General features: G+C 71.3%; 15 protein-coding genes. 8 read left to right on the forward strand and 7 right to left on the reverse strand.

The annotated features are described in order from the left end of the window. Nucleotides 1-1,367, forward strand: a 1,367-nt coding sequence (locus tag VFX14_10910; protein HEU5190190.1) for an alkaline phosphatase family protein, incomplete at its 5' end; no start/stop codon positions are given. Here VFX14_10910 and VFX14_10915 read toward each other — a convergent pair. Genes VFX14_10915 through VFX14_10925 form a run of 3 tightly spaced genes read right to left on the reverse strand, consistent with a single transcriptional unit; the run spans nt 1,324 to nt 6,767 of the window. After that, on the reverse strand, nt 1,324-4,587 hold the full coding sequence (locus tag VFX14_10915) for an adenylate/guanylate cyclase domain-containing protein (GenBank protein ID HEU5190191.1): 3,264 nt from the start codon (nt 4,585-4,587) through the stop codon (nt 1,324-1,326). The genes VFX14_10910 and VFX14_10915 overlap by 44 nt on opposite strands. A gap of 10 nt (nt 4,588-4,597) precedes the next feature. Beyond that, nucleotides 4,598-5,503, reverse strand: a complete 906-nt coding sequence (locus VFX14_10920) for an NAD(P)-dependent oxidoreductase (GenBank protein ID HEU5190192.1) — start codon at nt 5,501-5,503, stop codon at nt 4,598-4,600. A 19-nt stretch (nt 5,504-5,522) separates the two neighbouring features. Next, nucleotides 5,523-6,767: an ABC transporter substrate-binding protein gene (locus VFX14_10925; GenBank protein HEU5190193.1), complete on the reverse strand. Its 1,245-nt coding sequence runs from the start codon at nt 6,765-6,767 to the stop codon at nt 5,523-5,525. 115 nt (nt 6,768-6,882) lie between these two features. Between VFX14_10925 and VFX14_10930 the strand changes: the two genes are divergently transcribed. The 5 genes from VFX14_10930 (at nt 6,883) to VFX14_10950 (ending at nt 12,613) form a co-directional block, all read left to right on the forward strand. Further along, on the forward strand, nt 6,883-8,358 hold the full coding sequence (locus VFX14_10930; protein ID HEU5190194.1) for a hypothetical protein: 1,476 nt from the start codon (nt 6,883-6,885) through the stop codon (nt 8,356-8,358). Nucleotides 8,359-8,415: 57 nt separating this feature from the next. After that, nucleotides 8,416-9,720: a homogentisate 1,2-dioxygenase gene (locus VFX14_10935; GenBank protein HEU5190195.1), complete on the forward strand. Its 1,305-nt coding sequence runs from the start codon at nt 8,416-8,418 to the stop codon at nt 9,718-9,720. Beyond that, the gene (locus VFX14_10940; protein ID HEU5190196.1) at nt 9,720-10,709 is read left to right on the forward strand and encodes an LLM class flavin-dependent oxidoreductase; all 990 of its coding nucleotides are present in this window, start codon (nt 9,720-9,722) and stop codon (nt 10,707-10,709) included. The genes VFX14_10935 and VFX14_10940 overlap by 1 nt, the downstream gene beginning before the upstream one ends. A gap of 80 nt (nt 10,710-10,789) precedes the next feature. Continuing rightward, nucleotides 10,790-11,530 carry an alpha/beta hydrolase gene (locus VFX14_10945; protein ID HEU5190197.1) on the forward strand — a complete coding sequence of 247 codons (741 nt, stop codon included), beginning with the start codon at nt 10,790-10,792 and terminating at the stop codon, nt 11,528-11,530. Nucleotides 11,531-11,569: 39 nt separating this feature from the next. Continuing rightward, entirely contained in the window at nt 11,570-12,613 is a 1,044-nt protein-coding gene (locus VFX14_10950; protein HEU5190198.1) for a cupin domain-containing protein, read from the forward strand. A gap of 57 nt (nt 12,614-12,670) precedes the next feature. Here VFX14_10950 and VFX14_10955 read toward each other — a convergent pair whose 3' ends face one another. After that, nucleotides 12,671-13,180, reverse strand: coding sequence for a hypothetical protein (locus tag VFX14_10955; protein HEU5190199.1), 510 nt, complete (start codon nt 13,178-13,180; stop codon nt 12,671-12,673). A gap of 250 nt (nt 13,181-13,430) precedes the next feature. Between VFX14_10955 and VFX14_10960 the strand changes: the two genes are divergently transcribed. Further along, on the forward strand, nt 13,431-15,533 hold the full coding sequence (locus VFX14_10960) for a catalase (GenBank protein ID HEU5190200.1): 2,103 nt from the start codon (nt 13,431-13,433) through the stop codon (nt 15,531-15,533). Between the two features lie 50 nt (nt 15,534-15,583). On the opposite strand, the gene VFX14_10965 is transcribed toward VFX14_10960, so the two are convergent. Further along, entirely contained in the window at nt 15,584-15,991 is a 408-nt protein-coding gene (locus VFX14_10965; GenBank protein HEU5190201.1) for a DoxX family protein, read from the reverse strand. A 65-nt stretch (nt 15,992-16,056) separates the two neighbouring features. Here VFX14_10965 and VFX14_10970 point away from each other — a divergent pair, with 65 nt between their 5' ends. Next, entirely contained in the window at nt 16,057-17,634 is a 1,578-nt protein-coding gene (locus tag VFX14_10970) for an ATP-binding protein (protein HEU5190202.1), read from the forward strand. Here VFX14_10970 and VFX14_10975 read toward each other — a convergent pair. Both VFX14_10975 and VFX14_10980 read right to left on the reverse strand, forming a co-directional pair. Next, complete coding sequence (locus tag VFX14_10975) at nt 17,631-18,584, reverse strand: P1 family peptidase (protein HEU5190203.1); 954 nt, start codon at nt 18,582-18,584, stop codon at nt 17,631-17,633. The two genes, VFX14_10970 and VFX14_10975, sit on opposite strands and share 4 nt — an antisense overlap. A gap of 7 nt (nt 18,585-18,591) precedes the next feature. Then, nucleotides 18,592-19,707: a hypothetical protein gene (locus tag VFX14_10980; GenBank protein HEU5190204.1), complete on the reverse strand. Its 1,116-nt coding sequence runs from the start codon at nt 19,705-19,707 to the stop codon at nt 18,592-18,594. Nucleotides 19,708-19,709: the final 2 nt, after the last annotated feature.

Consider the following 19,709-nt stretch of genomic DNA (forward strand, 5'->3'; position numbering starts at 1 on the left):
TCGGCTACATGAAGGCGGTGAAGCCGGCCGTGGACGGTCTCAACGGGACCGAATCCATCCCGGCGGACCCGACCGTGCCGGGTTCGCCGCCGGTGCCGGTGACCTCGCTGGCCGGCGACGCCGAACCCGATCCCGACGCCGGGCACGAGCTCGAGGACGTCAGCGAGCAGATGTACGGCTATGAGGACCTGAGTTTCCCCGCCGGCGGCCCCATGAACGGGTTCGTCGTCAACTACGGCCACAAGACGGCCGCGCCCGCCGGCATCATGAACTGCGTGAACCCCACGCGGATCCCAGCCCTTGGAACCCTGGTCCAGCAATTCTGCGTTTGCAACCGCTGGTATTCGTCGGTGCCCGGCCCGACGTGGCCGAACCGGCTGTTCGTCCATGCCGGTACCTCGGGAGGGCATGTCACGAACGATCTGACCCTCTACTTCCTACCTACGATCTTCGACCGGCTCGAGAAGGCCGGGCTCTCGTGGCGGATTTATTACCACGATATTCCCCAGTCACTCCTCTTCTTCTCTCTCTGGGACGACTTTCTCAACCAGCTCTTCACCAAGCGCTTCCGGACCTTCGATCGATGGGGATCGGATCTCTCGGGGCCGACGTGCCGGCTGCCGACCTATACCTTCATCGAGCCACGGTACTTCTCGCTCTTGAACATCGTCGAGGCAAACGATCAGCACCCGTCCCACCACATCGCCATGGCCGATCGCCTTGTCAACGATGTGTACACCAAGCTCCGCAACTCTCCCTGCTGGGCGCATTCGCTTCTCGTCATCGTCCACGACGAGCACGGGGGCACATACGATCATCGGTTTCCGAGCCAGCCCGCCGTCAACCCCGACGGGCTGGTGTCCGCGAGTCCCGCGTTCAATTTCACGCGTTACGGGGTGCGGGTGCCGGCGGTGGTGGTCTCGCCATGGGCGACGAACGGCGTGTGCAAGAACGTCTACGACCACACGTCGATTCTGGCCACGCTCGAGCAGCGCTTCGGCCTGATGCCGCTCACCGCCCGCGATGCCGCCGCCAACTCGCTCGGCAGCTGCCTCACGGCCTCGGTCCCGCGGTTGACCACAGCGCAGGCGCCGCGAGTGCTGCCTCGAGCGGCGATGGCGCGCATGATCGGTCCACGTCGCCGGCCGCTTTCAGAGTTTCAGCGCGGGCTCGTCGAGCTGGCCCTGCAGGTGCGTATCCCCGGTGAGCGGCGTCGTCGAGCGCTCGACGTTGAGAAGATCCGAACGGAGGACCGGGGCGCGCGCATCGTGCACGAGCGCATGGACGCGCTGCGGCGCGCGGTGGGCGCGCCGACTCCCCGCGTCAGGTGGTCGGCCGGTCGCCGAGGTCGGCGGCGAGCGCGCTGAGCACGCGGTCGTAGCGGCGCACGCCCAGCTCGCGCAGGAGCAGCGTGGCGCGCTCCATCTCGCGCGCCGCCATCCCGCGGTCACCGCGGGCGTGGTAGAGGGCGGCGAGGTCGAGGCGGGTGCGCGCTTCCTCGTAGCGGGCGCCGATGGTGGCGAACGTGCTCGCGGCATCCTCCAGCCGCCGCGCCGCCTCCGCCGCGTCGCCCTCGGCCTGCGCGATGTGGCCGAGCGTGCGCTGCGCCCAGCCGGCGCCCTGGGCGGCGTTCACGTGCAGCGTCATCTCGAGGCCCTGCCGGGCGAGGCCGCGGGCTCGGTCCAGGTGCCCGGCGAGAAAGCACGCCTGCGCCAGCAGCGCGGTGAACCAGCTGTGTGTCTGCCGGATGCGGAAGCGTCCGAGCTGCTCCACCGAGCGCTCGAGGAACGGAATGGCGGCATCCGCGTCCCCCTTCTCCAGGAGGCTCGCGCCGAGGAATCCTCGGGCCACCGCGGTGCCCACGGGGTCGCGCGCGAGCTCCACCGCGCGGCGGCAGCGCTCGATGGCGCGCTCGGAATCCCCTCGCAGGGCATGGATGCCGCCCGCGGTGAAGGCCACCGTGCTTTGCAGGCGCGGGTCCATCAGGCTCTCGCCAATGGCCTGCGCGCGCGCGAGGGCGGCGAGCGCGGCGTCGAACTCGCCGGTCATCGCGTGGTTGATCCCGACGACCCAGTGGGCCTCACCCAGCCACCACCGCTCCCGGCTCCCTTCAAGCGCGGCCACCGCTTGGCGGCCCTGGGCGAGGCCGTCGGCGTAGCGCCCCGTCCAGTAGCCGACATAGGCGAGGACGAAGCGCGCCTTGCCCTCCACCGTGCGGTCGCCGCCGCGCTGGGCCTCCTCGATCGCGCGCCCCGCGCACTCGACCGCGCGCTCGTGATCGGCGAGGACGTCGTAGGTGCGGCCGAGGCGGAAGTAGTACTCGCCGGCCAGCGCCGGGTCGCCGAGCTGCTTCACCTCCGGCTCCTGTCGGAGGAGGAGGTCGAGGATTTCGTCGAAGCGCCCCAGGAAGTGCAGCGAGTGAGCCTGGCGCAGGCTCAGCTCGAGGATCTGCCGGTCGCGCGTGCGACCGGCCGGCAGCCGCCGAGCGTGGGCGAGCGCCTCGCCGTACGCGGCCACCGCCTCGGCATTCGCGTACCAGCGCGCGGCCCGCCCGGCCAGGCGCCCCAGGTACTCGACGGCCTTGTCCGAGATCGTGGTGCGCGCATAGTGGTAGGCGAGCCGATCGTCCACGTCCTCGAGGCGTCCCGCATGCAGGCGCTCCAGCGCGGCGGCCACGCGGAGATGGAGCGCCTGGCGGCGCGCCGTCAGGAGGCTCCCGTAGGCGACCTCCTGGATCAGCGCCTGCTTGAACACGTAGATGGGCTCGCCGCCCGACGTCTCCACGTGCACGAGGTCCATGCGCTCGAGGTCGGCGAGCGGCAGCTCGAGCGTGGCCGCGTCGCCCCACAGCACGGCGAGGAGGCGGTGCGGGACGAGGCGACCGATCACCGAAGCCTCCTGCACGAGGCGCTTGGCGTCGGGACGCAGCCGGTCGATGCGGGCCATGAGCACTTCCTGGATGGTGCCGGGCAGCTCGCCGTCGGACCGGCCCTGGCGATGCTCGACCACGTGGCGCGTCAGCTCCTCGATGAAGAACGGGTTGCCCTCGGATTTGCCGAGGATCTCCGCGTCGGTGGCCTCGGAGAGGGCGCCGCCGCCCGGCATCGCGCGCACGAGGGCGAGGCTCTCCTCGGGCGTGAGCGCGGTGAGCGCGATCTGGTGGACGTGGGAGCGCTCCATCCACCGCGGCCGGTACGGCGGGCGATAGGTCGCGACCACGAGGAGGCGGGCGCGGGCCGCCCAGTCGACGAGCGCGTCGAGAAAGTCCTGGGAGGACCGGTCCATCCACTGGAGGTTCTCGATCACGAGCACGGTGGGCTCGCGCTCGGAGGTGCGCAGCACGATCTGTCGGAGCGCCTCCACCGTGCCGGAGTGAATGGCCTCGGGGCTGAGCGGCCCCGCCGGATCGCGCTCCTCCTCGATGCCGAGCAGGCGTAGCACGTGCCCGAGATGCTCGTTCCCCATGATGCCGAGCGCGTCGAGACCCCGCCGCGACTTCTCGCCCACGACGTCGGGTGGGTCGCCGTCGTCGATCTCGAACCGCCCCCGCACCACGTCGATCCACGGCAGGTACGGCACGCCGACGCCGTAGGACACGCAGTGCCCCTCCAGCCACGCGATGGGCCGCGCCTCGGTCTCGCGCCGGAGCTCCGAGACCAGGCGCGACTTGCCCATGCCGGGATCGCCGATGAGCCCGATCGCGCGGCCCGCGACGCGCCCGCGCTCCACGTCGAGCAGGGCGCGGCGGAGCGCGGCCATCTCGTGCTCCCGGCCCACCAGCGCGTGGAGGCGCGGAGGCTCGGGTCGCATGCCCCGGGAGAGCAGCTCGACGATCCGATAGGCGACCACGGGCTCGTCGCGGCCCTTGATCGGCATCGGCCCCACCGGATGCACCTTGAGATAAGCCTGAATGGGCCGGACCACGGCCTCGCTGGCGAGGATGGTATTGGGCTCGGCCTCCTGCTGCAGCCGCGCGGCGAAGTTGGTGGTATCGCCCACGGCGATGAAATCGCTCCGCTTGTTGCCGATACGGCCCACGACCACCGGCCCGCTGTTCATCCCGATGCGAATACGGAGGTCGCGGCCAGCCCAGTCGCGCTCCTGCGCCTGGCGGAGGCGCAGCGCCTGCAGGATGCCGAGCGCGGAGAGGATGGCCCGACGCTCGTGATCCTCGTGGGCGACGGGCGCGCCGAACAGCGCCATGAAGCCATCGCCCAGGAACTGATTGATGGTGCCCTCGTAGCGATGCACCGCGCCGAGGGCGAGATCGAAGAATTCGTTGAGCAGACGGTGCATGCCCTCCGCGCCGAGCCGCTCGGCCAGGGGCATCGAGCGCACGATGTCGCAGAACATGACCGTGACCTGCTTGCGCTCGCCCTCGAGCTCGCCGGGGAGGCGGTCCTGGGGGGCCTCGTCCTCCTGGGCGGCCGCCGCCATCGGGAGGGCCATCCCGCAGGCGTCGCAGTAGCGATTGCCGGGAAGGAACGGAGTCCGGCAGCGGGGGCAGAGCTGGTCGAGCCGCGTGCCGCAGGACTGGCAGAACAGCGCGCCGTCCCGGTTCATGGCCTGGCACGCGGCGCACCTCATGGTGACCAGCCTAGCGCGGAGAGGAAGCTCCGGGCGTGGCTGCCGGCGTCGCGCCGTCCCGGAGGGCCCGGATGACGACCGATAGGTCTTCGTGGTGGTGACCGGCAGCCATGGCCGCCGCGTACAAGCGCTCCGCGACGTCGGTGAGCGGCACCGGGGCGCCCACGGCGCCCGCCGCGTCCTGGATCAGGTGGAGGTCCTTCATGAAGAGGTCGAGCTTCATCTGGGCCGGGAAGGCGTCGCGCACCATCATGGGCCCGCGCACCTCGAGCATGCGCGAGCTCGCCGCGCTCTTCGCCAGCACGTCGAGGGCGAGTTCCAGGTCGAGACCGGCGCGGCGGGCCATGTTGAGGGCCTCGGCCGCCGCGGCGCTGTTGAGCGCCACCAGCAGATTGGCGATCAGCTTGAGCACCATGGCCTGGCCGGCCCGGCCGATGTAGACCGCGCGCGGGAGGATGGCCTCCAGCACCGGCCGCCAGCGGTCGTAGAGCGCGCGCTCGCCGCCCACGAAGAGGATGCCGTCGCCGCGCTCGACCATGCTACTCGTCCCGCTGACCGGGCAATCGAGGAAGGCCAGGCCGCGGGCGGCCAGCGCGCCGGCGAGGCGCTCGGTGAGAGCCGGCGAGATCGTGCTCATCTGGACGATCGGCTGATCGGGACGCGCGGCGGTGACCAGGCCCGCCGAGCCGAGCACGACCTCCTCCACGCTGGCCAGCGAGGGCAGGAGGGCGAGGACGGCGTCCGCCGCGCGCGTCACCGCGACGGCGGACCCGGCGCCCTTGCCGCCGCGCGCCTCCAGCGCGGCGACGCGCTCGCGCGCCACGTCGAAGCCCACCACGGCATGGCCGGCGGCGAGCAGCCGCGAGGCGACGGCCCCGCCGAGGAGACCCAGGCCGACCACGCCGACCGTCGCCATCACGTTCTTGCCCCGACATTCAGCACTTGGTGCACGGCGGGTAGTCGCGGGAGTAGACAGGGTTCTTCAAGAAGTCCTCCGGCTTGTAGGTCCAGAACTGGCTCACGTTCGGGAACGTGTGGATCACCGTGTTCTGGAGCCGGCCGTTCACCCGCTCCACCTTCCGCACGTAGACATTCTGAATCGGGTTGCCGAAGTCGTCGAAGCGGATCGGCCCGCGGGGCGCGTCGGAGAGATCCACGCGACGCAGCGCGGTCAGGAACTTGTCCGCATTCTCGACGTCGCCGCCGATGCTCTCGAGCGCGGCCTTCATGGCGAAGCCGGCCACGTAGGTGCCCTCGGAATAGTAGGAGGGAATCTGCTTGAACTTGGCTTCGTAGGCCTGGGCGAACTTGCGGTTGGCCGGCGTCGCCAGGGCCGCCGAGTACTGCAGCGCCGTCACCACCCCGAGCACCTCGTCGCCCATCGTGCGTAGCACGTGCTCATCCGTGAAGGTGCCGCCACACACCAGCGGGAGCTTTGCCTTGAGGCCGGCCTCCGCGTATTGCTTCGAGAAGCGCAGCGCATCTGCGCCCGAGAAGATGCAGTACACGGCGTCGACGTCCCGGCGCAGCTGGGCGAGATAAGGGCCGAAGTCCGGCGTGTTGAGCGGCGGCCAGAGCTTTTGCACGACCTGGCCGCCCGCCTCTTCGAACGTGCGCTGGAAGCCCGCGGCGACTTCCCAGCCGAAGGCGAAGTCGTACCCGATCATGGCGATCCGCTTGTAGCCGAGATTGTCGAAGACCCACTTCCCGAAGGGGTGCGAGGGCTGCGCGCTGGACCACCCGGTGCGCACGATGTACGGACTCTTCTTCCGCTGAGTGATGTCCTCGGAGGACACGATGGGGAAGATGGTCGGCATTTTCTTGCTGTCCACGTAGGGCGCGATCGCGTAGCCGACGGCGGCGGAGAGAGGACCCACCAGCATGTGCACGCCCTGGCTCTCGACCAGGCTCCGCGCCTTCGCGAGCCCGGTGGGCGGCTTGCCCTCGTCGTCCTCGGTGATGAGCTTCACCTCGCGGCCGGCGACCTTCCAGCCCTGCTCTTCGAAGAAGAGCTGAAAGCCATTCGCCATGTCCTTGCCGTTGGCGGCGAGCGGACCGGTCTCGGGGATGAGAAAGCCGATCTTGATCGGCCCCTTCTGGGCCGGCGCTCGGCCCGGCCCTGCGAGCGCGAGGGCGAAGGCGGCGGCGACGACCACGGCGAGCAGGGCGAGCTTGCGCATGGGCATGTTCCTCGGCGGCGAGAGCGGCCGCGGGTCGGAGTCTCAGCCGCCGAGAGCATGGCACAGCGCGCGGCCGGATGCTAGGCTACGGCCCCGGATCCGAGGAGACACGCGGATGATCAGATCGCGGCACCGTGCCCACTGGGCCACCGTCCTGACGCTCCTGCTCGCGACCGGCTGTGCAAGCAGCCCTCCGCCGCCGGGCGCCTCCGCCGCGCTGAGGGCCGCCGACTCCGAGACGCGCGACATGCGCCTCGTGGGCCATGACGGCCTGCAGACCCGGTCCGCGTATCAGCCGGTGATCCAGAAGCAGGGCAATCGCTGGATCGCCTACATCGGCCATCACGGCGGCCGCAAGCTGAACCCGCTCACCGGCCAGATGGAAGAGAGCGGCACATCCATCGTGGACGTCACCGATCCGCGCGCGCCGCGCTACCTCGTCCACATCCCCGGTGCGCCCGGCGAGGCGGAGGCGGGCGGCGCGGCCATGGTGCGCGTGTGCGACGGCGCGACCCTGCCCAAGGGCAACCCGGCCAAGGTCTACCTGCTCCGCACCCTGGGCAACCTCGCGCATGAGATGTGGGACGTGACCGATCCCGCCAAGCCCGCGCGGATCAACACCATCGTCTCGGGGCTCGAGCAGACGCACAAGAACTGGTGGGAGTGCGACTCCGGCATGGCCTACCTCGTCTCCGACGGCAAGCCGGGCGGGTGGCGGACGAACCGGATGACGAAGATCTACGATCTGTCCGATCCGGCGAATCCGCGCTTCATCCGCGACTTCGGATTGCCCGATCAGGCGCCGGGCTCCACGGGCACCGCCACGCCCGGCGTGCACGGGCCCATCTCGATGGGCAATCGCGTGTACTTTCCCTACGGCACCGGCGCGGACGGGGCGCTGCAAATCGTGGACCGCGAGCGTCTGCTCGCCGGCGATCCCCGCGTGCCGGCGGCCGGCCGCTTCGCGCCGACACGGGAGAATCTGCTCTATCCCCAGGTGGGCTGGATGCCGATGTCGCCGTCGTGGGGCGGGCACACGAGCTTCCCCGTGCTGGGCGTCTCCATCGGCGACTGGACCCGCAACGCCTACGGCGGCACGCGCGACTTCGTCGTGCTCGTCTCCGAGTCGCTGAAGAACGAGTGCCAGGAGGCGCGCCAGCTCACCTTCATGGTGGACGTGACCACCGAGGACAAGCCCTTCTCGGTGGCGACCTTCGAGGTGCCGGACCAGCCCGGCGACTTCTGCGGGCGAGGCGGACGCTTCGGGCCTCACTCGAGCAACGAGTCCTTCACCAGCGCCTTCTACGGCCGCCTGGTGTTCCTCGCCTACTTCAACGCCGGCGTGCGCGCGGTGGACATTCGCGACCCGTTTCATCCCAAGGAGGTCGCGTACTTCATTCCCGCTGTGACCTCCGCCACCGCGCAGCGCTGCGTGAAGGTGCACGGGACCGATCGCTGCAAGGTCGCCATCCAGACCAACAATGTCGAGGTGGACGAGCGCGGCTACATCTACCTGGTGGACCGTGCCGACACCGGGCTTCACATCGTGGAGCTGACCGGCGCGGCGCGGGCGATCGCGCGGCTGCCCTGACGAGGCCCGCGCGCGGGGCGGCCCGAACGGCGTAGAATCGCCTCAGGAGGAGAGGCCATGGAGAAGTACGACTACTTCCGAGGGCTCCCCGAGGTCGGCATCGTCCCCCGCGCGCCCCACGCGGGGCCGCTGCTGCGTCACGTCTACGAGCAGGAGCACGGACGGGGCGGGTTCGCGGGCAAGGTGAGCCACACCTATCACCTCTATCCGCCCACGAACTGGATCGCCGAGGAGGCGCGGGTGCTGGACGGGGCCCGGTGGGCGCCGCTCTGGGAGTCGCCGATGCGCGCGGTGGGCGGCACCCATCACGCGCTGGAGGTCTACTCGCCTCCCATTCCAGGCGATGTCTATCGCGGCATGGCGCGGCTGGTCGCCAACGCCACCGTGGCGATGAACGTCACCGCCCCGCAGGCGTCCATGGACTACTTCTTCGAGCACCACTCCGCGACGTGCGTCTACTTCGTGCATCAGGGCGGAGGGACGCTCGAGACCACGTTCGGGCCGATCGAGTACCGGAAGGGCGACTTCCTCATCGTCCCCAAGGGCATCACGCACCGGTTCGCCATCGCCCCCGGCCCCCAGTACTACTGGATGTACGAGAGCTTTGCCGGCGATCCGGAGAAGGGCGAGGCCCCCACCACCGGCCGCTTCCTCACCCACAGCCAGAGCGACTACCGCTACCCGCGCACGCTCGACACGCGGAACGAGGCGGGCCGCTTCGAGATCGTCTCCAAGGTGGAGGGCGTCTACACGCGGCGCGTGCACGCCACCCACCCCTTCGACGCGGTGGGCTGGCGTGGCGACTATCTCCCGTACAAGCTCGCGGTCGAGGACGTGCGGCCGCTCACCGCCGACCGCTCCCACGTGCCGCCCTCCGGGCACACTGTGTTCAAGCTTCCGGGTTGCTACGTCTGTGTCTTCACGGTGCGCCGTGCAGAACGTGACGGCATGTGGGTGCCGTTCTTCCACAAGAACCTCGACTACCTCGAGACGCTCGGCTATCACTACGGCGACTTCTTCAGCGCCGGCGGCGTGGTGCAGCAGGGCATGGTGACGGTGCATCCGGTGGGGCTGCCGCACGGGCCCAAGCCCGGCTCGCTCAAGCCCTTCCTCGACGGCAAGCGCCCCGAGCAGTTCGACGAGGTCGGCATCATGGCCGACTTCACCAACCCCGCGAAGATCTCGGAGTTCGCGCTCGGCCTCTCGCGCCCCGGCTACATGGCCTCGTGGGGCGGCTACGTGAGCGAGCCGCGCTTCGGCTGGAGTCCCACGCGCCTCGACGAGGTGCGCGCGCTGGGCGAGCAGCTGGCGGACGCGCGAGACACGCTGCGGCCTCCGGGCGAGGAGGGCGCGGGCGGCTGATGCGCCTCGGCCTCTTCTCGGTCGTCGATCACTATCCCGCCGAGATGGGCCGGAGCACCGGCGAATTCTACGCGGAGCTGCTCGAGCAGGCGGAGGCCGCGGAGGAGTGGGGCTTCGACTCCTTCTGGGTGGCTGAGCATCACTTCCACGAGTACGGCGCGGTCCCGCGCCCGCCCATTCTCCTCTCCGCGGTGGCCCAGCGCACGCGCCGGATCCGCCTGGGCTCCGGGGTGGTGGTGCTGCCCTTCGACCATCCCCTCCGCGTGGCGGAGGACTACGCGATGGTGGACGTGCTGTCGGCCGGCCGCCTCAACTTGGGCGTCGGCTCGGGCTACCTCAAGCACGAGTATGCGGGCTTCGGTGTCGATCCCGAGGACAAGCGCGCGCGCTTCGACGAGGCCCTCGAGGTGCTGCTGCGCGCGTGGACGGGCGAGCGCGTGTCGTACGCGGGGGCCCACGTCGAGGTGCACGACGTGCGGCTCAATGTGCTGCCCGTGCAAGAGCCGCGGCCGCCGGTGTGGGTCGCCACGCTGCGCACCGACGGCGGCGCGCGGGTGGGCGCCCGACGCCTCCCCGCCATGTTCATCCCCTACGCCTCCGCGGAGACGCTGCCGCAGATGACGGCCGGCCTTCGTGACTATCGCGCGGCGTTCGTGGCCGCGGGCGGGCGCCTCGAGGACGCCACCGCGCCGTTCGGCTTCCACACCTACTGCGCGGAGTCCACCGCGGACGCGCGCGCGGAGGCGCGGCCCCACATGGAGCGCTACGTGCGCACACGGCTCTATGCGGTGCAGCGCTCGTTCGAGACCCTGCTCGAGCAGGACGTGGTCGCCATCGGCGATCCGGACGAGATCCTGCGCGTGGCCCGCCGCTACGAGGCCGCCGGCTTCACCCACTTCCTCGCCATCGCCAACTTCGGAGGGCTCCCGCACAAGCGGGTGCTGCGCTCGATGGAGCTGATGGCCCGCCACGTCCTGCCACGACTCTGAGCTGCGGGACCCCGCGGAGCATCGACGCTGGCGGGCTCACGCTGCGCCTGCACGAGTGGGGCCGCGCGGGCGAGCCGCCGGTGCTCCTGCTGCACTCCATTGCCGCGCACGGCCACTGGTGGGATGGCGTGGCGCCGCGCCTCGCCGAGCGCGCCCACGTGGTGGCGCTGGACTTCCGCGGCCACGGCGGCAGCGCGTGGGCGCCCGACGGTGCCTACCCGTTCGCCGACTACGTCGCCGACGCGCTGGCCGCCCTCGGCGCGCTGAGCTGGCGCGCGCCCCTCGTGATCGGGCACTCGCTGGGCGGCTACGTCGCGGCCCTCGTCGCCGCGCGTCATCCCATGAAGGTGGGCGCGGTCGTGATCGCCGACATGCTGACGGGGTGGAGCGACGAGATGGCGGCGCGCGCCCGCCGGCAGGCCGAGCGGCCGGCCGCGACGTTCCCCAGCGCCGCCGCGGCCGCCGCCGCCTTTCGCCTCGCCCCGCCCGAGACGCGCGCGTCCGCGGCGACGCTGGCGCATCTGGCCGAGGCCGGCGTCGTGGAGCGGCGGCCGGGCCAGTGGGAGTGGGCGTTCGACCGTCGCGTGCTCCTGCATCCCCCCATCGACCCGTGGCCGTTCCTCGGCAGCGTGCTCTGCCCCGCCCTCGTCGTGCGCGGCGAGGGCAGCGCGCTGATGAGCCGCGACCAGATGCTGCGCGTGGCCGCGTCGGTGCGGCAGGGCCGCTTCACCGAGGTGAAGGGGGCCTATCACCACCTGGTGCTCGACGATCCCGCCGCCTTCGCCGACGTCGTCACGGGCTGGGCGCCGATCCGGGGTTGATCGACCCCGCTCGGCGCCGGTGCTATCATCGCTCGCACCATGACGCTCAAGGCCCGGGACGAGAATCTCCCCGCCGCCTACTCGGACAGCCTCGAGCGCCTGGCGGTGGCGCCGCTGTGGACGGCGTTGCACGCGCTCCTGCCCGGCGAGCGCGAGAGCCGCGTGGTGGCGCATCGTTGGCGCTGGGCGGAGCTGCGCGGGCCGCTGCTGGAGGCGGCGCGCCTGGTCCCGATGGAGCAGGCGGAGCGGCGCGTCCTCGTCCTGCGCAACCCCGGGCTCGGCGGCGCCTACGGCGCCACCGCCACGCTGTTCGCCGGGCTACAGATCATCCTGCCGGGCGAGGCGGCCCCCAGCCATCACCACACGCCGGCGGCATTGCGCCTCATCGTGGAGGGGCGGGGCGCCTTCACCACCGTGGAGGGCGTGCGGTGCGACATGGAGCCCGGCGATCTGATCATCACGCCGCCCATGTGCTGGCACGATCACGGTCACGAGGGCTCCGAGCCGGTGATCTGGCTCGACGGGCTGGACATCCCGATGGTGCGGGCCTTCGAGGCCGCGTGGGCGTCGAAGATGCGGCCGGCGGAGCCGCCCGCAATCGGCCATGACTCCTCGCAGGACGAGCTCACCGCGGCCGGCCTCGTGCCTCGTGACTCGCGCTACCCCGACACGGGCTATCCGCAGGTGCGCTGGCCCTGGCGCACAGTGCGCGCGGCGCTCGCCCGGATGGCGGAGTCCGCGCCCCTCGACTCACGGGTGTCCCTTCGTTACGTCAATCCGACCACGGGGCGCCCGCCGCTGCCCACCATGGGCTGTGAGGCGCACTGGGTTCGCCCCGGCGAGCGCACCCGCGCCACGCGGCGCACCACGAGCGCGGTGTACCACGCCATCGAGGGGCGGGGCGAAAGCCGCGTCGGCGATGCCGTCCTCACGTGGGAGGCGGGCGACTGCTTCGTGGCCCCGCCGTGGCAGTGGATCGAGCACCGGAATGGCACCGGCGCGCCCGCCTGTCTGTTCCATTTCGACGATGAGCCCGCCGTCCGTGCGCTCGGGCTCTGGCGAGAGGAAATCAGCGCCCGGTAAGCCGCGCACCGCCCGTTGACCTGGCTCGCGCGGCATACCGGGCACGTGCTCGGCTAGCTAGATGCGGCGCCCGTAGACGTGCTCGCCGTGGCTGTTCTTCCACTCCTGCTCGAAGTACTCGGCGTCATCGTCGGTGCGGGGATTGACCCCGAGCACGATGCCCCCTTCGGACAGGCCACTCTGGTAGTGCCGTGCGCGCTCCTCCGGTATCCCTGCGCCGACGAGTGCTCCGATGGCTCCGCCGGCCACGCTTCCCGCGCCCGCGCCGGCAAGGGCGGCGGCGATGGGCCCTGCCACGACCAGGCCGACACCGGGGATCGCGATGGTAGCCGCCGCCACGACCGCCGCGATCACTCCGCCGGTGACCGCGCCCACGCCCGCACCCACGCCCGCCCCTTCGAGCGCCTTCGTCCCGAGCTCGCTCTTCGGAGCGTTGCCGTCGGCGAAGTACTTCTTCCGCGTCTCGTCCGTCATCAGCACGTTGAGGTCATCCCTCTGATAGCCCCGCCCCTCGAGCGCCTGATAGGCACGCTCGGCGCTGTCACGGTCCCGGAACAATCCCGTCACGAGTCGATCCTGTTCGGCCATTTTGCTGAGTCCTCCGCATCAGATTTGAACTGGTGACGAATTAGAAGAGCAATAAGCGTACCGGCATGGCATAGCCCTTGCCGCATGAGAGGACGCCCGCCCCACGGGCGAATCTTTCAAGGGGAGCGGAACCGTGGCCAATGACAAGCGGCGCAACAAAAGGGTGACGGACAAGGCCAGCAACGGCCAGGCTCGGCGGAGCAACGGCAAGCCATCCTCGAGCGAGAAGATCGACGCACTCGACGCATTCCGCGAGGACGGGACGGAGGCGCGTCTCACCACCGATCAGGCCGTCCCCATCAACGACGACCAGAACAGCCTGAAAGCGGGTGCCCGGGGCCCGTCCCTGCTCGAAGACTTCATACTTCGCGAGAAGATCACCCACTTCGACCACGAGCGGATCCCCGAGCGCGTAGTACACGCTCGGGGCGCTGCCGCGCATGGCGTGTTCAAGGTCTACAAGCCGCTCGGCCGCCTCACCCGGGCTGCCTTCCTCCAGGACCCCGCCAAGGAGACGCCGGTGTTCGTGCGCTTCTCCACGGTGGCCGGCTCGCGCGGCTCGACCGACCTCGCCCGCGACGTCCGAGGCTTCGCGGTGAAGTTCTACACCGAGGAGGGGAATTTCGATCTCGTGGGAAACAATATCCCGGTCTTCTTCATCCAGGACGCGGTGAAGTTCCCCGATCTCGTCCACGCGGTGAAGCCGGAGCCGCACAACGAGATCCCCCAGGCCGCCTCCGCCCACGACACCTTCTGGGACTTCATCTCGCTGATGCCCGAGTCCATGCACATGATCATGTGGGTCATGTCGGACCGCGCCATCCCGCGGAGCCTGCGGATGATGGAGGGGTTCGGCGTCCACACCTTCCGACTCGTGAACGAGCGGGGCGAGGCGCGCTTCGTGAAGTTTCACTGGAAGCCGCTCCTGGGCGTGCATTCGGTCCTGTGGGACGAGGCGCTCAAGATCTCGGGCAAAGACCCCGACTTCCACCGGCGCGACCTCTGGGAGGCCATCGAGTCCGGCACCTTCCCCGAATGGGAGCTGGGCCTCCAGATGATCGAGGAGAAGGACGAGGACGCGTTCGACTTCGACCTTCTCGATCCCACCAAGATCGTGCCCGAGGAGCTGGTGCCGGTGCAACGCGTTGGACGGCTCACCCTCAACCGCAACCCTGACAACTTCTTCGCCGAGACCGAGCAGGTGGCCTTCCATCCCGGTCACGTTGTACCCGGCATCGACTTCACCGACGACCCCCTGCTCCAGGGCCGGCTCTTCTCCTATACCGATACCCAGCTCCTCCGCCTCGGCGGCCCCAACTTCCACGAGATCCCCATCAACCGGCCTGTCTCCCCCGTGCACAACAACCAGCGCGACGGGCTCATGCGCCAGACCATCAGCGTGTCGCGTGCGGCCTACCATCCCAATTCGATCGGGGGCGGCTGCCCCGTGCAAGTCGGGGGGCGCGACGGCGGCTTCGTCAGCCACTCCATCCCGATCAGCGCGCCCAAGCTCCGGCAGCGGGGCGAGAAGTTTTTCGATCACTTCAGCCAGGCCACACTGTTCTGGGTGAGCCAGTCGGACCCCGAGAAGGACCATATCGTGAGCGCGCTGCAGTTCGAGCTGGGAAAGCTCGAGCGGCCCGCAATCCGGGAGCGCATGGTGGGCATGCTGACGCTCGTGGACGAGGGGCTGGCCAACCGCGTGGGCGAGGGGCTCGGGGTGAAGCCCCAGCGGCCGGACGGCCCGCTCAACCTGAGCGTGCCCGCCGACGGCGACCCCGAGGCCTATCAGCCGCGGCGCGCCAAGGCGCCGGCGCGGCCCTCCCCCGCCCTCAGCATGGCCAATACCGTGAAAGACACCGCCAAGTCACGAAAGGTGGCCATACTCGCCGCCGACGGTGTGGACGATGCCGCGGTGGCGACGATGAGTCGGCTCCTCACCGCCGCAGGCGCGGTGCCCAAGGTGATCGGCCCCCGGCTCGGCGCGCTCAAAGGCGCGCGCGGCGGCACGGTGCCGGTGGACATGAGCCTCGCCACCGTGGGCTCCGTGCTCTTCGATGCGGTGTACGTGCCAGGCGGCCCGCAGAGCGTGGCCGCGCTTCGGGAGGACGCCATGGCCGTGCTCTTCGTCCGCGAGGCCTACAAGCATTGCAAGGCTCTGGCGGCCACCGGGGTGGGTGCGGAGCTCCTGCCCCCGGCGCGCTCGGCCGACGAGGCGATCGTCGTGGGCGAGGACGCGCAGGTGGCCAAGCTCGCGCCCGACTTCATCCGCGCCATCGGCCGCCACCGGAACTGGGCCCGGGAGGCGGCGGGCCGGCGCGTCCCCGCCTGACGCGCCGGGGGCGCCGCCCACCGTCCGCGCTTTGCCCACTTTTTCAGGGCTTAGTCGCGGGTCAGCGCGGCGGCGCCGCCGCCCGATAGCACCGAGGCGATGGTCACCCCTGCCAGTGTCAGCACGTACTCGTAGCCCGCCGCCTGCGCCTTGCCGTCCACGAGCACGCCGTGGATGAAGAAGCCCTCGTGGAGATGCACGAAGACCAGCGCGCCCAGCACCACGACGAGATTCACAAGCGCGGCGAGGCGCGTCCAGAGTCCCAGGATCATCATGAGCCCGCCCACTCCGTGCGCGATGATGGTGAACCACGCCGCCACCGCGGGCAGCGGCACTCCCAGCTTGCCGCTGAAGGCCGCGAACCCGGTCGGGGTGTACTCGAACAGCGCCAGATAGGCGTGCATGACGAAGATCGCGCCAAGCACGATCCTCAGGACGGTCGGGCCATAGGCTTTCATGGGGGCATCCTCCCCTGAAGGTGCGCTGCTTGCATGGGCTGGACGGCTTGGTACCATCTGCACCCATGGGCGCCGAGGAAGCGCTGCGGGAGCACGAGGACCGCTTCCGGCAGCTGGCCGAGCACATCGACGCGGTGTTCTGGATCACCGATCTGGCCACTCGTCGCGTGCTTTATCTGAGCCCTACCATCGAGCGCTGGGGCTTCGATCGCGAGGCCTTCTATCGCGACCCGCTGCTGTGGAGCGCGTCCATTCACCCGGACGACCGAGCGCGAGTCGAGGCGACCTTGGTGGAGCGCGCCCGGCACGCCGCCTTCGACGAGACCTATCGCATGATCACCCCGGCCCACGGGCTCCGGTGGGTGCGCGACCGCGGCTTCCCCATCACGGATGCCGCCGGCCGGGTGTACCGGCTGGGCGGGATCGCCGAGGACATCACCGAGCGGGTGCACGCGGAGGCGGCGCTGCGCGAGGCGCGCGCCGCAGAGCGCCGTGCCCACGCCGAGCTCCGGGCGAGCTACGACGAGATGGCAGCGGCGAAGCGCGAGCTCGAGCGCGCCAGCCGCGCCAAGGACGAGTTCCTCGCCATGCTGGGACACGAGCTGCGCAACCCGCTCGGCGCCATCCGCAGCGCCATCGGGGTGCTTGACGCGCGCGCGGGCGACGCGGGCGCCCGCGACGTGATCCGCCGCCAGGCCGACCACCTCGCGCGGATCGTCGACGATCTCCTCGACGTGAGCCGCGTGACGCGCGGCCAGGTGACCCTGCGGCGTGAGCCGCTCGATCTCGCCGACGCGGTGACCCGCGCCGTGACCATGCTGGGCGCCGCGGGCATGACTCGCTTCCACCGCGTGGGCCTCACCGCGGGGAAGCCGGTGTGGGTGGAAGCCGATCCCGCCCGCGTGGACCAGATCCTGAGCAATCTCGTGAGCAACGCGGTCAAGTACACACCGGACGGCGGCGAGATCCGCATCAGCGTGGACCAGGAGGGCCGGTGGGCACGCCTCATCGTCCGGGATACCGGCGCCGGCATCCCCGCCTCCGCGCTGCCACACGTCTTCGATCTCTTCTACCAGGCCAGGAGCGATCCGAGCGATCGGCGCGGCGGCCTCGGCATCGGGCTCACACTGGTGCGTCACGTCGCCCAGCTCCACGGCGGGACCGTCACCGCGGCGAGCGGGGGCGCCGGGGCGGGGAGCGTCTTCACCGTCACGCTGCCGACGATCCTGCCACCGGGTGCGGCGCCCCGGCCCGCGGAGAAGCCGGCCGCGCCCACGGCGCGCCGCGTGCTGCTGGTCGAGGACGGCGAGGACGCCCGCGAGATGCTGCGGATGGTGCTGACGATCACGGGACATCAGGTCTGGGACGCTGCCGACGCCCGCGCCGCGCTCGGCGTGCTCGCACGCGAGCGCGTCGACGTCGCCATCGTGGACATCGGCCTGCCGGGCCTCGACGGCTACGAGCTGGCCGAAGCCATTCGCGCGCGGCCCGACGGCGGGCAGATCTTCCTGGTGGCCCTGACCGGGTTCGGCCGGCCCGAAGACCAGCGGCGCGCCCTCGACGCGGGATTCGATGCGCATCTCGTCAAGCCGGTGGATCCCGAGCGCCTCGCCACGCTGATCGAGCGCGGCCGCCGCGCCTAGCCGCCGCCTCCGCCGAGATCGCGCGCCGCGGGGAGACCCGGCAGTCCGGTGGCGGCGCGCACGCCGCGGACGATGGCCCGCGCCACCACGTGCGCGGCGGCCTTGCCCACCTGAGCCGGATCGACCTCGCGCTCGCCGACCGACAGGCAGAACAGCGTGTCCCCGTCCGACGGCAGATGGGGCGGTGACAGGGCGAGGGCGTAACCGTCCATCGCCAGCGCCGCGACCCACGCCGCCTCCGCCTTGGTGAGCCGCGCATTGGTGACGATGCAGCCGATCGTGGTGTTGCTGGGGCGGAAGCCGGGCGGCGTCGCGCCCGCGGCCAGCGCCGAGGCGGTGTCGATCAGGCCCCGGCCGTCGGGCGCGTCGCGCGCGCCCGCGACGAGGCGGCCCGTCTCGGGATCGAGAACGTCGCCGACCGCGTTCACCGCCATGATGGCGCCGGCGGTGAACGCGGAGTCCTCGACGACGGCATGGCCGATCCCGCCCCGCATGGCGCGGTCTATCCGATAGAGCTTGCCGATGGTCGCCCCGGTGCCCGCGCCGACATTGCCCTCCGCGGGCGGACCCGGCCGCGCCGCGCGTGCCGCTTGATACCCCATGGCCCGCCCCGGACGAACGCGATGATCGCCCACCCCCAGGTCGAAGAGGATGGCGCCCGCCACATGTGGCACCACGGTGTGCGAGACGGGAAACCCTACGCCCTGCTCCTCAAGGTACTCCATGACGCCCCAGATGGCCTCGAGACCGTAGGCGCTGCCGCCGGCCAGCACCACGCCGTCGAGGGTGGGGACCAGGTGCCGCGGGTCGAGAAACTCGAGGCCGTGCACGCCCGCCGCCCAGCCGCGAATCTCCACGCCCCCTACGGCTGGCCGGTCGGTGAGGATGACCGTGCAGCCGGTGAGGGCCTGGGCATCCGTGGCGTGACCGACGCGGACACCCGGGATCATCGCGTGCTCACGCGTGCCGCCGTGCCGGCGCGCGGCTGACGTCGTCCAGGCGCGCGCGGCCCAGCGTCACCTCGCCCGCGACCTCGAGCCCGCGGAGCGCAAGCGCGCGGGCGAACGCCACCGATTCCACGGGGTGCTCCATGTCCGCGAAGGCGGCCGCGGCCGCGCGGGCCAGCGCGGCAGGCTCAGGGCGCGCCGTGGCGTCGAAGATCAGCGCCATCTCGCCGAGCCGCCGCGCCCAGCGCTGGCGGACGGGCGGCGGGAAGCAGCGCGCGACCGCGCGGTCCACGATGGCGGCCTCCCGCTCGGCCTTGATCTGGTCGGAGACCACGAGGCGGCTATCGCGCGCCTCGAGCAGCGCCACCGCCTCCTCGCGCACCGCCGCGGGATCGACGAACCAGCCGCCCAGCTCGGGCAGCTCCAGCAGCGACACCGCGCGGTTCGCGGCATCGCGATCGACCACGGCGGGCGGGGCGGCGTCGGCGAGCTGGGGATCGGGCGCGGGGCGTGGCGGGAAGAGCCCGCGCCAGCGCCCGAACTCCGGCGGCGGCGCGGTACCGAGGACGCCGTGGAGCGCGAGCGCCTCGGCGACGAGGGCGGCCGCGCGCGCGGGGGGCGCCGCCACCCAGGGTAGCTTCTGCGTCTCGCGCAGCGCGCGCTGCTCGGCGTCGAGACGCCTGCGCGTGACCGGGCCCCCGGCCGACTCGAGAATGCCCACCTCGTCGTTCAGGATCAGGGAGCAGAGACGCATCCCGCCGCCCCGGCCCCCCTCGAAGACGATCCAGGCCGCGCGGGAGCCCGCGCCGTCGATGCCCGACATCCACGCGGCGGTGGCGCGCTCGGGCTCGCGCCGGATCAGCGGGCCGGCGAGCGGCCGCGTGCCGCCGGCGGCCTCGGGCAGCGTCACGCCCGCCTGGGCCAGGCGGTAGAGCTCGCGCCGGGCGCCCTTGCGCGTGGGCTTTTCCGGCGCTTCCTCGGCGAGGCGGCGCAGGAGCGGCGCCGCGGCCGCCCCGTGCCGCCGTCCCAGCTCCCGCAGGGTCTCGTCCAGCGCCTCCTCCGAGAGCCCAGCCAAGTCGGGCAGGGGCCCGCCGCCCAGCGCGGCGTCGAGCGCGGACGCGCTCACCG

The organism is Candidatus Methylomirabilota bacterium (assembly GCA_035764725.1).
In the GTDB taxonomy this organism is placed as follows: domain Bacteria; phylum Methylomirabilota; class Methylomirabilia; order Rokubacteriales; family CSP1-6; genus DASRWT01.